The organism is Streptomyces sp. NPDC054757 (genome assembly GCF_053612185.1).
In genome coordinates, this window is sequence record NZ_JBSHBW010000009.1 from 180,227 (window position 1) to 195,348 (window position 15,122).

10 protein-coding genes and 2 pseudogenes are annotated in these 15,122 nt (G+C 68.1%); 6 read left to right on the forward strand and 6 right to left on the reverse strand.

The features are described from left to right. Positions 1-98: 98 nt before the first annotated feature. From ACWGKJ_RS14385 to xdhC, 4 genes are all read left to right on the forward strand, one after another. Entirely contained in the window at positions 99-1,427 is a 1,329-nt protein-coding gene (locus tag ACWGKJ_RS14385) for a C1 family peptidase (protein ID WP_385030988.1), read from the forward strand. A 552-nt stretch (positions 1,428-1,979) separates the two neighbouring features. Next, complete coding sequence (locus ACWGKJ_RS14390; RefSeq protein WP_385030991.1) at positions 1,980-3,482, forward strand: xanthine dehydrogenase small subunit; 1,503 nt, start codon at positions 1,980-1,982, stop codon at positions 3,480-3,482. Next, positions 3,479-5,965 (forward strand): xanthine dehydrogenase molybdopterin binding subunit, encoded by a 2,487-nt coding sequence (gene xdhB / locus ACWGKJ_RS14395; RefSeq protein ID WP_385030994.1) that lies wholly within the window; start codon positions 3,479-3,481, stop codon positions 5,963-5,965. Before ACWGKJ_RS14390 ends, xdhB begins: the two co-directional genes overlap by 4 nt. A 1-nt stretch (position 5,966) precedes the next feature. Further along, a complete protein-coding gene (gene xdhC, locus ACWGKJ_RS14400; protein WP_385030997.1) occupies positions 5,967-6,761 on the forward strand; it encodes a xanthine dehydrogenase accessory protein XdhC in 795 nt (264 codons plus the stop codon). A 64-nt stretch (positions 6,762-6,825) separates the two neighbouring features. Here the strand turns inward: xdhC and pip are convergent, their stop codons facing one another. The 4 genes from pip to ACWGKJ_RS14420 form a co-directional block, all read right to left on the reverse strand. Beyond that, complete coding sequence (gene pip / locus ACWGKJ_RS14405; RefSeq protein ID WP_385031000.1) at positions 6,826-7,785, reverse strand: prolyl aminopeptidase; 960 nt, start codon at positions 7,783-7,785, stop codon at positions 6,826-6,828. Between the two features lie 117 nt (positions 7,786-7,902). Then, positions 7,903-8,583 (reverse strand): VOC family protein, encoded by a 681-nt coding sequence (locus ACWGKJ_RS14410; RefSeq protein WP_385031003.1) that lies wholly within the window; start codon positions 8,581-8,583, stop codon positions 7,903-7,905. A 643-nt stretch (positions 8,584-9,226) separates the two neighbouring features. Then, the gene (locus ACWGKJ_RS14415) at positions 9,227-10,645 is read right to left on the reverse strand and encodes a helix-turn-helix domain-containing protein (protein WP_385031006.1); all 1,419 of its coding nucleotides are present in this window, start codon (positions 10,643-10,645) and stop codon (positions 9,227-9,229) included. Further along, the gene (locus ACWGKJ_RS14420; protein WP_453315740.1) at positions 10,642-11,166 is read right to left on the reverse strand and encodes an RNA polymerase sigma factor; all 525 of its coding nucleotides are present in this window, start codon (positions 11,164-11,166) and stop codon (positions 10,642-10,644) included. The genes ACWGKJ_RS14415 and ACWGKJ_RS14420 overlap by 4 nt, the downstream gene beginning before the upstream one ends. Positions 11,167-11,750: 584 nt before the next feature. Between ACWGKJ_RS14420 and ACWGKJ_RS14425 the strand changes: the two are divergent. After that, positions 11,751-12,168 (forward strand): annotated as a pseudogene (locus ACWGKJ_RS14425) (HD domain-containing protein); the annotation flags it as partial. A gap of 4 nt (positions 12,169-12,172) precedes the next feature. On the opposite strand, the pseudogene ACWGKJ_RS14430 reads toward ACWGKJ_RS14425, so the two are convergent. Continuing rightward, positions 12,173-12,358 (reverse strand): annotated as a pseudogene (locus ACWGKJ_RS14430) (XRE family transcriptional regulator); the annotation flags it as partial. A gap of 81 nt (positions 12,359-12,439) precedes the next feature. Here ACWGKJ_RS14430 and ACWGKJ_RS14435 point away from each other — a divergent pair. Then, the gene (locus tag ACWGKJ_RS14435) at positions 12,440-13,099 is read left to right on the forward strand and encodes an HAD family hydrolase (protein WP_385031012.1); all 660 of its coding nucleotides are present in this window, start codon (positions 12,440-12,442) and stop codon (positions 13,097-13,099) included. Here ACWGKJ_RS14435 and ACWGKJ_RS14440 read toward each other — a convergent pair. Beyond that, on the reverse strand, positions 13,080-14,354 hold the full coding sequence (locus ACWGKJ_RS14440; protein WP_385031015.1) for a transcriptional regulator: 1,275 nt from the start codon (positions 14,352-14,354) through the stop codon (positions 13,080-13,082). The genes ACWGKJ_RS14435 and ACWGKJ_RS14440 overlap by 20 nt on opposite strands. Positions 14,355-15,122: the final 768 nt, after the last annotated feature.

A 15,122-nucleotide genomic window follows, 5' to 3' on the forward strand; every position in this document is an offset into this window, starting at 1 on the left:
GAACGGCCGTGCGACGGTGAGGAAGCGCTCATCCGGCGAGCGCTGGGGACTGGAGGCGGACCGCTGTGACCTTGGGAAACGATGAATCCCGCTCGGCCATGAACCGCAGTCTGACGCCGGACCAGCTCGAATTCTTCGAGAAGGGATTCGCCGCCCGGCCCGCGAACAGGCTGATGCAGAACGCCGTGACCCGGACACCGGTCGACGATGTCGCCCTGGACCGGCGGGTGCTCACCGGCATCGACCACTCGGTCTCCCACCACCTGGACGACTGGAAGGTCACCAACCAGAAGCAGAGCGGGCGCTGCTGGATGTTCGCCGGGCTCAACCTGCTGCGGGTCGGGGCGGCGGAAGCGCTGGGCGTGAAGGACTTCGAGTTCTCGCAGAACTACCTGCTCTGGTGGGACAAGTTCGAGCGGGCGAACCACTTCCTTGAGACGGTCATCGAGACCTCGGACCGGGACGTGGACGACCGTACGGTGGCCCATGTGCTGGCGGACCCGATCAGTGACGGCGGGCAGTGGAACATGTTCGTGGCGCTGGTCGCCAAGCACGGCCTGGTCCCCAAGTCGGCCATGCCGGAGACGCACAGCTCATCCGCGACCCGGTCGATGAACCGGGATCTGGAGACCTTGCTCCGCCAGGGCGCCCGCGATCTGCGCGCGCAGGCGGCCGAGGGTGCCGGGGCGCAGCGGGAGCGCAAGCGGGAGGTGCTTGAGGGCATCCACCGGGTGCTCAGCATCCACCTCGGCACGCCGCCGCAGCGGTTCCTGTGGCAGTGGGAGGACAAGGACCGCAAGTTCCACCGCGACGGCTGGCTCACCCCGGCGGAGTTCGCCGCTTCGTATGTGCGGCTCCCGCTGGACGAGTACGTCTGCCTGGTGCACGACCCACGGGAGTCGAGCCCGGTCGGGCGCACTTTCACCGTCGAGTATCTGGGCAATGTCGTCGAGGCCCCGCCGGTGGCCTATCTGAATGTGCCGATGGAGCTGCTGAAGCGGCTGGCCATGGACGCGATCGTGGGCGGCGAGCCGGTCTGGTTCGGCTGCGACGTGGCCAAGATGATGCGCGCGGACGCCGGTGTCTGGGACGCGGAGCTCTTCGACTACGCGGGTGTGTACGACGCCCCCTTCACCATGGACAAGGCCGCCCGGCTGCTGCACCACGACACACAGATGACCCACGCGATGCTGTTCACGGGCGTGGACGTGGTGGACGGGGACCCGCGCCGCTGGCGGGTGGAGAACAGCTGGGGCGAGGAGAAGGCCGACAAGGGCTTCTGGACGATGAACGACTCGTGGTTCGGCGAGCATGTCTTCGAGATAGCGGTCCGGCGCTCGGCGCTGCCACCGGAGCTGGCCGCCGCCCTCGACGAGGAGCCGATCGTCCTGCCCGCCTGGGACCCGATGGGCGCGCTGGCCGGCTGAGGGCGCGCTGGTGAAGGCGCGCGCCGGTCGGGTGAGGGTGCGCGCCGGTCGGCTGAGAGTGCCCGTCGGCTGAACTGAGGCCGTGCGCCGACCGGTTGGGGACGCCCTGGCCCATGAGCCGAGGCCGTACGGGGGACCGCCCGCCGCACGGCCGCCCCGGGCGACCCTTGACCCTGGTGCTCACGGCAACTACTTTGCGGGAGAAGCACACCCCTGACGACCCGCCCGGCCACGCGAAGGAGGCGACCAGCAGATGTACACCAGCTCTGATCTGGGCCGCCTCGCCCGCCGTACGGCCTGGGTTCCGGGCCGGGTCGCACACGGCTGCTGAGTACGCCGTTCTGATGTGCCCCGTCCGCGGCACATTCCACCTGTGACACCACCCCTTTCCCGGCACACGCCGGTGTGACGTCACCTCTTTCCCGGCACGCCGCTGTCGCGTGCCGATGTGCGCTCACCTCTCCTGCGTGCGGCGCCGAAGACCCAGAAAGCGGCCCGAAAAATGGCGAATACGATGCATCGACCCGTTCCGAGGCGAAACGAAGGCCCGGCATGGTAGCGGCGCGGATCACGGTCAACGGGAACGAGACACCGCTCGCACCGGCCACGCCCCACACCACCGCGCTGGACTTTCTGCGCGAGCGCGGCCTCACCGGCACCAAGGAGGGCTGCGCCGAGGGCGAGTGCGGCGCCTGCTCGGTCCTGGTGGCGCGCCCCGGGGTGAACAAGCCCACCGACTGGGTGGCGGTCAACGCCTGCCTGGTCCCGGCCGCGGCGCTCGACGGTCAGGAGATCATCACCTCCGAGGGCCTGGCCACCGCCGGTGCACCCGGCACGCCGGACACCCTGCACCCGGTGCAGGAGGAGATGGCGGTCCGCGGCGGCTCCCAGTGCGGCTACTGCACCCCGGGATTCGTCTGCAGCATGGCCGCCGAGTACTACCGCCCCGACCGCTGCGCGCACCCGGAGCAGTCCGACGGCGCTGCCCCCGCCGACCCCGCCGATCCCGCAGCCCCCGCCGCCGACCCCGAGCACGGCCCGAACGGCTTCGATCTGCACGCGCTGAGCGGGAACCTCTGCCGGTGCACCGGCTACCGGCCGATCCGCGACGCCGCGTTCGCCGTGGGTACGCCTCCCGAAGCGGACCCGCTGGCACAGCGCCGCGAGCAGTCACCGCCCGCACCGGTCGCCACCGATTACACCCGGGACGGCAGCGCGTTCCTGCGGAAGAACACCCTCGCCGAAACCGTACGGCTGCTGTGCGAGCGGCCGGACGCGGTGGTGGTGGCGGGCTCCACCGACTTCGGTGTGGAGGTCAACATCCGCTCCCGAAGGGCGGATTGCGTCATCGGTATCGACAGGCTGCCCGAACTCCGTGAGCTGCGCGTCGCATCCGACTCCGTCCTCATCGGGGCGGCCCTGACCCTCACCGAGATCGAGCGGCGGCTTGACGGCGAAGTCCCGCTGCTGGCAGAGCTGTTCCCACAGTTCGCGTCCCGGCTGATCCGTAACAGCGCGACCCTCGGCGGCAACCTCGGCACCGGCTCCCCCATCGGTGACAGCCCGCCCGTGCTGCTCGCCCTGGAGGCATCGGTGGTGCTCACCGGCGCCGAAGGTGAGCGCGAGGTCCCGCTGGCCGAGTACTTCACCGGCTACCGGCAGAGCGTACGGCGCCCCGGCGAGCTGATCCGCGCGGTGCGCGTGCCGCTGCCCCTGTCGCCGGTCGTGGCCTTCCACAAGATCGCCAAGCGGCGCTTCGACGACATCTCCAGCGTGGCGGTCGCCTTCGCGCTCGACATCGAGGACGGGACCGTCCGCAAGGCACGTATCGGCCTGGGCGGTGTGGCCGCCACCCCGATCCGCTCCCTCGCCACCGAGGCCGCCCTGGAGGGCAGGCCATGGACGGCGGAGACCGTCGAGTCCGCCGCCCGGGAGCTGCGCGGCGAGGGCACCCCGATGAGCGATCACCGGGCCAGCTCCCTCTACCGCTCCGCGATGCTCGGCCAGAGCCTGCTGAAGCTGTACGCACAAACCACCGAGGCGGTGCCGTCATGAGCCAGCTGTCCGAACGCCCCGAGAAGCCCGTCGTCGGTCTTCCGATGCCGCACGAGAGCGCCACCCTGCACGTCACGGGCGCCGCGCTCTACACCGACGACCTGGTCCAGCGCACCAAGGACGTGCTGCACGCCTACCCGGTCCAGGTCATGAAGGCCCGCGGCCGGATCACCGCGCTGCGCACCGGGCCCGCGCTCGACGTGCCGGGCGTGGTCCGCGTACTGACCGGTGCCGATGTGCCCGGGGTGAACGACGCCGGGATGAAGCACGACGAGCCGCTCTTCCCCGACGAGGTCATGTTCCACGGCCACGCGGTCGCCTGGGTGCTCGGCGAGACCCTGGAGGCGGCCCGGCTGGGCGCGGCGGCCGTGGAGGTGGAGCTCGACGAACTGCCTTCCCTGGTCACGCTGCAGGACGCGATCGCGGCCGACAGCTACCACGGCGCCCGGCCGGTGATGGTGCACGGCGACATCGACGCGGGCTTCGCCGACTCCGCGCGGGTGTTCACCGGTGAGTTCCAGTTCTCCGGCCAGGAGCACTTCTATCTCGAAACGCACGCGGCGCTGGCCCTGATCGACGAGAACGGGCAGGTGTTCGTCCAGAGCAGCACCCAGCACCCCTCGGAGACCCAGGAAATCGTCGCGCACGTGCTCGGCCTGCCCGCCCATGAGGTCACCGTCCAGTGCCTGCGCATGGGCGGCGGATTCGGCGGCAAGGAGATGCAGCCGCACGGCTTCGCGGCCGTCGCCGCCCTGGGCGCCAAGCTGACCGGCCGGCCGGTGCGCTTCCGGCTCAACCGGACCCAGGACCTGACCATGTCCGGCAAGCGCCATGGTTTCCATGCCAGTTGGCGGATCGGCTTCGACACCGAGGGCCGCATCCAGGCCCTCGACGCCACCCTGACGGCGGACGGCGGCTGGAGCCTGGACCTGTCGGAGCCGGTGCTGGCCCGCGCGCTGTGCCACATCGACAACACGTACTGGATCCCGCACGCGCGCGTCGCCGGCCGGATCGCCAGAACCAACACCGTCTCCAACACCGCCTTCCGGGGCTTCGGCGGGCCGCAGGGCATGCTGGTGATCGAGGACATCATGGGCCGGTGCGCGCCGCTGCTCGGCCTGGACGCCAGGGAGCTGCGGGAGCGCAACTTCTACCGGCCGGGCCAGGGCCAGACCACGCCGTACGGACAGCCGGTCACCCACCCCGAACGGATCGCCGCCGTCTGGGAGCAGGTCCGCGACGAGGCCGGTGTCGCCGGGCGCGAACGCGAGATCGCCGCCTTCAACGCCGCCCACCCGCAGACCAAGCGGGCCCTCGCGATCACCGGGGTCAAGTTCGGCATCTCGTTCAACCTCACCGCCTTCAACCAGGGCGGCGCGCTGGTGCTGATCTACAAGGACGGCTCGGTCCTGATCAACCACGGCGGCACCGAGATGGGGCAGGGCCTGCACACCAAGATGATGCAGGTCGCCGCCACCACCCTGGGCATCCCGCTGCACAAGGTCCGGCTGGCCCCGACCCGTACCGACAAGGTGCCCAACACCTCGGCCACCGCGGCGAGTTCCGGGGCGGACCTGAACGGCGGGGCGGTGAAGAACGCCTGCGAGCAGCTGCGCGGGCGGCTGCTCCAGGTGGCCGCGTCCCAGCTGGGTGCGAACGCATCGGACGTACGCATCGTCGAGGGCGTCGCCCGGGCCCTCGGCAGCGAGCGGGAGCTGGCCTGGGACGACCTGGTGCACACCGCGTACTTCCAGCGGGTCCAGCTGTCGGCTTCCGGCTTCTACCGGACCGAGGGTCTGCACTGGGACGCAAAGACGTTCAGGGGCACGCCGTTCAAGTACTTCGCACACGGCGCCGCCGCGACCGAGGTGGAGGTCGACGGCTTCACCGGCGCGTACCGCATCCGGCGGGTCGACATCGTGCACGACGTCGGCGACAGCCTCTCCCCGATGATCGACATCGGTCAGGTCGAGGGCGGCTTCGTCCAGGGCGCGGGCTGGCTGACCCTTGAGGACCTGCGCTGGGACACCGGGGACGGACCGCACCGCGGCCGGCTGCTGACCCAGGCGGCGAGTACGTACAAGCTGCCGAGCTTCTCGGAGATGCCCGAGGAGTTCAACGTCACGCTCCTGGAGAACGCCACCGAAGAGGGCGCGGTGTACGGGTCCAAGGCGGTGGGCGAGCCTCCCCTGATGCTGGCGTTCTCGGTACGGGAAGCCCTGCGGCAGGCCGCCGCCGCGTTCGGGCCGAGCGGAACCAGCGTCGAACTGGCCTCGCCCGCGACGCCGGAGGCGGTCTACTGGGCGATCGAGGAGGCCCGCAGGGGCGGGGCCTCCGGGGGCGTGGCCGACGCCGGTCCGGGCACGGTTACGGGTACGGACACGGACACGGGTACTGACACAGGCACCGGTAAGGGCCCCACTACGGACGCCGACGCCGATGCCGGCACCGATGCCGACGCCGCGGTGTTGAGCAGTGCCTGACATGACCTGGGTCGCCGCGGTCGCCCGGTTGCGAGCACGCCGGGAGCCCGGCGTCCTGGTGACCGTCGCGACCGTGCGCGGCCACGCCCCGCGCGACGCCGGCGCGAAGCTGGTGGTGGGGCGGAGCGAGGCATGGGGCTCGATCGGAGGCGGCAATGTCGAGGCCGTCGCGATCGACCGGGCCCGCGAGATGATCGTCGCGCTCCAGCCCGAGACCGAGCTGATCGACTTCGCCCTGAACGACAAGGTGACCACCCGGCACGGCGTGCAGTGCTGCGGTGGCACGGTCTCGGTGCTGCTCGAACCTCTGCCGGTGATGCGGGCCGTCGCGGTCTTCGGCGTGGGCCACGTCGGCCTGGAACTGGCCCGCATCCTGGCCCGCCAGGACCTCGACCTCCATCTGATCGACACCCGTGCCGAGATGCTCGGCGAGGAGCGGCTCGACGTACTGGCGGACGCGGTGGCCCAGATCCATGTGCACCACACACCGCTGCTGCCCGAGGAGGTACTGGCCGAACTGCCGCACGGCACGCACGTTCTGATCATGACCCATGACCACGCCGAGGACGCCGCCCTGTGCGACGGCGCCCTGCGCACCACCCATCTCGGCTCCATCGGGCTGATCGGTTCGGCGGCCAAGTGGGTGCGGTTCCGTAAACGCCTCGCCACCGAGGGAGGTCACAGCGAGGCCACCATCGACCGGATCAAGACCCCGATCGGCCTGGCCGACATCAACGGCAAGGAACCGGCGACCATCGCCGTGAGCGTCGCGGCCGACCTGCTGCGCACCTTCTGACCCCGGGCTGCCCCCCGGGGGACGCTGCGCGACGGCGCTGTCCAGGACAGCGCCGTCGCACACCTCACCGGTCCTTGAACTCTTCGACGGCCGCCCGGGTCGCCCTACGCATCGCGTCGCTTCCGGTGTGCCCCGAGTCCTCGATGATGTGCAGCCGGGCCCCCGGCCACGCCTTCGCCAGCTCCCACGCGGTGTGCACCGGAGCGGCCATGTCGTGCCGGCCGTGCACCAGCACCCCGGGGATCCCCGCCAGCTTGTACGCGTTCCTCAGCAGCTGATCCTCTTCCAGCCAGGCGCCGTGGCTGAAGTAGTGGGCACAGATGCGCACCAACGCGACCTGGGCATCGTGGGCATGGCCGCTGTACACACCGGGAACGCCATGGGGTTCGCCCGAGACGACCGCGTCCTCCCAGGCGATCCACGCGGCGGTGGCCTTCTCCCGGACCGCCCGGTCGGGGCTCTCCACCAGACGGGCGTAGGCCGCCAACAAGTCACCTTCCCGCTCCCTTTCGGGTACGCCGTCACGGAACCGGTCCCACGCCTCGGGGTAGAACCGCCCCGCGCCCCGGTAGAGCCAGTCGATCTCGGAGCGACGGGTGGTCGTCACCGCGGGGATGACGATCTGGCTGACCCGCCCGGGATGCCGCTGCGCATAGGCGAGGATGAGCGTGGAGCCCCAGGACCCGCCGTTGAGCAGCCACTTCTCGACACCGAGATGCTCACGCAACCGCTCGATGTCGTCGATCAGATGCCGCGTGGTGTTCAGACTCATGTCGGCCACGGGGTCACTGGCGTGCGGAGTGCTGCGGCCACAGTTGCGCTGGTCGAAGCGGATCACCCGGTAACACGCGGGATCCCATTCCCGGACCGGCTGCCGCGCCGCACCCGACCCGGGTCCGCCGTGCACGTTCAACGCAGGCTTGCCCGCCGGGTTTCCGAGCTGCTCGTAGTAGATGCGGTTGCCGTCGCCGGTATCGAGAAATCCGTCATCGTAGGGAGCGGTCGGAGGATAGAGGTCAACCATGACCGCTCATCCTACGAAGACCGCGCGGTCAGACCGCCCAGACCGGCAAAACCCGGGCGGACCACCGGACGTGGCAGGAACTGGGCGGACCCGCACGAGTGACCGGTGGACGGCCGGCTACTCAGGCGGACCGGCCACGCCCACGCAGGCTTCGTTGCCCTCGGGGTCGGCCAGTACCCAGTTCGACGGCGCGTCGGCGTCGTTCACCAGCCGCCCACCGACCGCCAGCGCAGCACCTATCCGGGCCTCGGCCTGGTCGTACGGCACCCAGACGTCTATATGGACCCGATTGCGCTGCGGGCGCGGTGCATCCATCTGCTGGAAATAGAACGGCGCCCCGCGACGGAGCGGATCGATCAGGTCCTCGCCGCTGTTGGCGCGCCCCTGACAGCCCAGCAGGGCCCTCCAGAACGCCACCCCATCGGGAGCGGCGAGGGCATCGACGGTGACCTGAACGGTCTGCACGGCGGAGGGGTCGGCCGGTATGTCCAGGGCGCGAGCCACGGCCGAAATCTGCCGGGCCACCTCGACCTGCCGTTCGGTCAGCCCGTAATAGTCGCCAGTGACCGTGATCAGCCGCACCATCACGCCCTCCTGCCGCACATCGACGTCCGGGTGATCGCCCCCGACGCCCAGTATCTCACTGATCGCCTGCACGAACCGAGCACCAACCGCGAACGACCCGGTACGGAAGTACGCACAGGCCCCCTCACCCACGACACGCCAGTCCTCCCCACCGTCGGCCCCGTGGAACTGCTGCGGCCTGATGCCCCCGGTCTCACCGTCTCCGTAGGTCATCCGCTCAACGTAGCTGCCAGGTCCGACAACCAACGATCGCCAACCTCATGGCAGCGGCGGCCGCCATCGCCACGGCGACTCCGACGGCCGGCCTGGACGACAACCCCATGACTTGGACAACCACGGAGAAGCCCCGGGCCGCTGGCCTGGGGCTTCGTCATGGAGCGAGTGACGGGAACCGAACCCGCGCTCTGAGCTTGGGGATCAACGGGTCACACGAAGCTGAGCTGCCGCTTGAACTGCGGAAACCTGGGGTGGAGCGACTTCGGGGGAAGGGCTCCTTGTACCGTTGTTGACCAAGGATTTCCGGTCTGGAGGGCACAGCTGGGGCACGCAGTGATGAACGTGGCTTGCTGGGCGTGAGGACCTCGCTCATCGGTCTGGTGACGTGAGTAGGCTTGCATGGCAAGAGGATCCGTTGCAGGAGTAGGGCGATCGAAAATGGCCCATTTCTCGGCGCGACGTGGACTCCACGCCGAGCGTGGCTTTCACTGAGGCGGCGTCAGTCTCCATCTTCTGTCGCCCCTGCCGAGGGCTGCCCGGTATGCCTGCTCGAAATCGTCCACCAGTGCCTTCTCCAGGGCTGCCGCGGACCGGGGCCCCCGAAGGAACGAGCCGACCTTTATTCTTTGACTGGTAGCACTCAGCTGTGGCTTGCAATCATGTTGCCAATGAATTCCTCCGTATCGCTCGGTTGTAGGGCTTTGTTCGTAAGTCGTTCCATGAATCTTGTGTACGCTCGCTCCTGCACCGCTGGTACCACGTTCGGCGAGTCATCGTCTGCAGCATGATCAGGATCTTCGACGAGCCGAGACAGGTATTCCCCGCTTGCGAGAGGGGTTTCGGCGTAAGCAACCAATCGATCCATTGCCCCTCGATAGCTTTCGACCTCATCCGCCTTGTCGAGGTAGATGGCACCAGAGAGTTGCTCCAGGTGGACGACATCGGGTAGTTCTGGCTCCGCGAATTGCATGATGGTCACCGGTGCGCCGATCGCGGCATGGCCGCCCGCCTGGAACGGCAGGATCTGGAGCCTGATGTTCGGTAGTTCGGACACCTGGATGAGATGCCTCAATTGCTCCCGCATCACGTCTGGACCGCCTACTTCACGACGCAGCACCCCCTCATCCAAAATGGCCCAGACTTTCGGGGCCTCCGGGGTTGAAAGGAATTCCTGTCGCCTCATGCGCAATTCCACTCTTCGATCGATCGCCGTCTCGGACGCGAGCGGATCACCGATCCTGGTGACAGCCTCGGCATATTTCGCCGTCTGGAGCAGACCGGGGATGAATTGCACCTCGAAGGTGTGGATGTGGATGGCGCTTCGCTCAAGGGCGAACTGTGTCTGGAGCCACGGTGGCATGATGTCGCCGTAGTCGCTCCACCAATCCCTCTCATTTGCCGCGCGGGCAGATTCCTGGAATGCTTGGCGCACGTCCGGATCGTGCACCCCATACAGGGTGAGCAGTTCGCGGACTGCCTGGTCCTTGAAGGCGACCTGGCCGCGCTCCATTCGACTGATCTTGGCTGCGGACCAATGCAGCGCTGCCGCGACCTGGTGGCAATTGATCTGCTTGGACTCACGGAGCTCTCGCAGCCTGACTCCCAGGGCAATGCGCTGGGCGACCGGAGAGAGCCGAGGACGAAGGGGGGTGCCCGCACTGGCAGTGGGCTCCGCGTCGGCGGGAGGGGCGTCGCTACTGTCTGCTGCCACGCGCTCCAACGGAGGAGTCAACGGAACGGTATCCGCTGGCGCGGGCAGCGGTCTCACGTCGTCGGGCGCGGCCGTGGGAACCCCCCGAGGGAGCAGTGCCCGCTGAGCTCCGGCCACGTGATGGCGGGCGGCTGTGCGCAACCAGCACAGCGCGCGCTCCCGATGTCCCTGCTCAAGAAGCTCAAGAGCCAATGCGTAAGCCTCGTAGCCGAATTCAGCCTGATCGGCCTGCAAGGCCAGCGCCGCGCGTTCCTCGGCTGTCAGACGGTCGATGCTGTCCATGACGGCGTGAAAGCCACTGTCGCTCTGATCCTCGATGAGGCGCTGGTGCTGGTCGTCGCTGGTCACTTGGGCACCTCCTGCGAAGTGGCTGCCGTCCGGTAGCCCGTAAGCGCGGGTGCCGCACGGAGTTTGGACAGGGCCTTCTTTAGCAGTTTCTTCACGCCGTTCTCTCCGATGCCCATGAGCAGCGCGGTCTCCAAGACTGTCAGGTTGTCAATGTGGTGTAGGTGCAGAGCTTCGCGCTGCCGCTCCGGTAAGCAGGCCATAGCGCGTTCTACATCGACACGACGTTCGATTCCGAGAGGCAGGTCGGAGGTCATTGCATGGGTCAGCAGCGCCAAGTCCTCGCCTTCGAAAGGGGCCTCTCGCATCCGTCCGCGCCGCTCCCAGAACTCCGCGATGCGGCACCGGGCGATCGGGTAGAGCGCCTTGACCGGTTCGTCGTACGCTTGTAAATAAGCGTCATACTTGACGAAGAAGAGGCGCCAGATCTCCTGGCACACGTCCTCGATCCCCGGTTGGCCATCCACGCGCCGGCCCACGAACGCCGCCAATTTGGGGTGATGGGTTGTGTAGAAAATCTGCATGGCGTCTCTGCGTTCACGATCTCCCGCCCACTCGGCCGACGTTTCGCCGTCCTCCGCTTGACTCACCGGCCCTCTCCACCGCCTGCCGACCTCGCGGCCTCAGACTCGTAGGCGCCGGACACGCCCTCCGCTAGTACACCGCTCTCTTCTCGGAAGTCGATGGACCACGCCATGCCCCAGTGCGTCCGCTGCCGGGCCCTGGCCGGCTGGCAGTTCCCGGCAGCCGCGGTGATCACAGCAGCCATGGCCCGCCCTTGCTCGCGGGCAAGCGCTACCCGTCCCCGTATACGAATTCCAAGGGCGGTCAGGCCGCACAGGCATGAGATGGCCGTCGTCACCTCACCGGGACTCACCGATCGCAGCACTGCGGGACCACCGACTTTCACTCAACTGGAAACAGTGACACCTCTACATCGTCCCGAGTGAGGAAAACAGGTACCCCCACCCGCGACGGGCCCTGGCAACGCCGCCGCGCCGTGCGCAGAGGGAACCGAGATCGGCGGCCATGTTCAAGGCTGGAACGCGCTGCATTGTCCCTTGGCTGCCTGGGACTGTGTTCGGTGTTCCTGGGCACGTACCGTGCCATGAGCGGAGCAACAATGGAGAAGTGGCCAAGCGGTGTGGCCGAGGCGGAGTTGAGCGAGTCACTTCCTCGTAGATGGGCGCTCACAGGGGGCGCCCCGGCGCGCGGCCGAAGGGGCCGGGATTTTCGGGGACGACGCGGATCTGCTGACCTGCTCGGCCGTACTGCATGATGTTGGCTACGCTCCGCGGCTGGCCGTAACCGGGTTTCATCCGCTGGATGGAGCCCGGTTTCTTCGTGACGCTCACGCTGCGGAAGACCGGCTGGTCCGGTTGGTGGCGAACCACTCGCTGGCCCTGCTAGAGGCCGACGAGCGTGGATTGCGGGACGTGCTGGAGACGGAGTTTCCGCTGTTCGACGACCAGCGCCTCGTGGACTCCATCGTTTACTGCGACATGACCACAACTCCCGATGGCGAACCTCTCTCTTGAGATGGAGCAGGGGGTTCGCGCTGGCTGGTTGGCCCCAGACGTGCGGGTTGATCAGCAGGTCGCTGTCGTAGCGGAACAGTGGAGGTGTAGAGCATGGTGTCGTGCGGCCTGACCTCGCATCCTGCCTCGGAAGTCGAGGGCGGTAGGAGGTCAGGGAAGATCGGATCTTGGCGGCGAGGGCCACGGCACCGAAGGTGGTGTGAGGTTATGCCCCGGGGCTCCTCAGTACAGGGCTGCGCGGCGCATTACCCTGCCGAGCATGATTCGCGCTGTGGTGTTCGATGTCGGTGAGTGCCTTGTGGACGAGACCCGGGAGTACGGAACATGGGCTGATTGGCTGGGGGTGCCCCGGCATACCTTTGCAGCCATGTTCGGGGCGGTCATCGCGCAGGGGCGGGATTACCGCGAGACGTTCCAGGAGTTCCGGCGGGGGTTCGATCTGGCGGAGGAGCGGGACAGGCGGGCCGAGGCCGGTAAGCCGGAGTGGTTCGGCGAGGACGATCTCTATCCGGATGTGCGGCCGACGCTGGCTGGGCTGCGCGAGGCCGGTCTCTGGGTCGGCATCGCCGGTAATCAGACTGTGCGGGCCGGCGGTCTGTTGCGTGGGCTGGATCTGCCGTCCGATCTCATCGCGACCAGTGATGACTGGGGTGCGTCGAAGCCTGATGTGAAGTTCTTCGAGCATGTCATCGAGGCGACGCCTGCCGAGCCGGGCGAGATTCTGTACGTCGGTGACCGGCTCGACAACGACATACGCCCCGCCGTGCAGGCGGGGCTGCTGACAGCGCTGATCCGGCGTGGGCCCTGGGGCACGATCCAGCAGGGCGATCCGGACGCGGCTGCGATCACCACGATGCGGATCGACTCGCTTGCGGAGCTGCCGGAGCGGATCGCCAGGTTCAACGCTGGAGAGCGCTGACCGTCGTCCCCCAGTCGTAGAGCCGGTCGTCGAAGTCCCGCACGCACTGCTCGTTCTGCCACGGAGCGAGCGTGCGCCGCACTTCGCGTACACGGTCCATGCCGGTGGCGTACCAGGTGGCGGCGAGCTGGTCGAGGGCCTGGCCGGCGTAGCGACATGCCTCCTGCGGATTACTGTCGGCGGCTGCCACCGCAGCCAAGTCCCCGAAGACGACAGTGCGTTGCTTGGCGGACTCGGGCGGGAGGTCTTCGAGTACCTGCTGAAGGGTCTCGCGGGCTTGCGGGAGGTGGCCCGCTTTGAGCTGGGTGTTGCCCTTGAAGGCTGCCAGGCGTACAGGGCTGAACCAGTCCATCCAGACGGGTGTGGTGTGCTCAGACCCGGTGGCGAGGGTGTCTTCGGCGTGGCTGATGAGGTTCAGGGCGGTACGGGTGTTGCCGCAGCGGGTCTCGCACTCGGCTTCGACGGCGTCCAGCCAGGCGTGGAACTCTGCGGACGCGGGGCCGCGGCGGGCGTAAGTGCGGGCCGCCACCATTCGCTCTACTGCCGCCTCGCGTTCGCCTGACCAGCCCGGGATGAAGGCCGTGTGCGCGAGGATCGCCGATCCCAGGAGCGGATCGTCAGCCTCACCGGCGGCTTGGAGGGCGCGCAGCAGCGTGTCGCCGGCCTGGTCGGGTTGGCGGAGGTCGAAGAATTCGATGCGGCCTGCCAGCAGGTAGGACTCGGCGAGTGCGGCTGCGAGTCGGTGTCGGGCGGGTTCGACCGTCTCGGGCAGAAGCGCGCAGCCCAGCCGTGCATGCTCCAGAATCGCGGGGTGCAAGGCGGCTGGTGCCACGGACCAGTAGAGGTGGCGATGGGAGCGGGTCACGGCTTCGAAGTTGGCTCCGACGCTCGTGGGCTGAGTGATCGCGACAGATTGGGTGGGCACCGTGGCCAGGCGTGTGCCGGGCATGGAATGGGCTGTCGAGATCGGGCGGGGCTGACCGTCTGGATGTTGTCCTGAGCCCCAGGGAGCGGTGAAGCCGAGGTCTTCGGCGTCCTGGCCCAGCAAATGAGTGAGGACGCGACGGATGTCCGGCTGGGGCCACGGCGGATTGTCGGACTCCCACCGCCGGACCTGCCGGACCCCGACGGCCAGTCCTCGGATGCCGAGCTGCGGCGCGTCCCTCATGATGGCGTCGGCGAGGGCCTGCTGCGAATTGTAGCCAGCCGCCACCCGGGCAGCTTTGAGACGAGTGTTGCCTATCGGACGGGACATGAACTCCTCCGTGGTGTCTGGACCTCACCTGAGGCTCCCACGCTATGTCCCTATCACGGCCCGAACTCATCAATCAGGCGAATAAAGGCCCTGCCAAAGTCCTCTGAGTGACCCTTTGAAGTCCTCGAATAGGACGTGAGGTCTCGCGAAGATGACGGCTCCACACATTCAAGCCTTAGTGCTCGGTGAGGAGTTGGCTCTTCGTGTCACAAGAGATCCCGGAACCACCCGCGATGCGCACGGTAGGTAGCTGCGAGATTCAGGGCGTCGGATTCCGCTGGGACGCCGTGCGCGTGCCACGAAGCGTCGGGGTGCGTGTGCTGGTCGCTCTCGGTTCTCGTAGCGGTGCTGTGATCGAAGATCCGCGCGAACCAGCCCTCTACTGGTTCGTACGGACGGGTACCGCGGTCGCCTGGGACGTGCCTGACACGCGGCCGCTCGGCCTGTCCCAGCACCTTGTCGTCCCTCCGCCGCATCGCGTGCGCGGGCCGGGTCCCCACTGGCGGATCAGTCCCGGGGACTGCCAGATGCTGACGGACGCCCAGGTGCTTCACGCGGCGGTTGAAGGCGTGACAGCTCCTCTCCGAGCACCAGTTACGGAGACGGCATGACCACTTCCCTGTACTCGGACCCTTCACGGCAGAGCTTCGCTGCGTCGGCCCCGGCACCGCCTTCGGGCCGTGACCTTCTCGGCATGGTGCTCGGCGTCATATGGGCCCTTGGTTCGCTCGTCGCCGTGGGCGGGCTTATCCACGTCATCCAGTACAG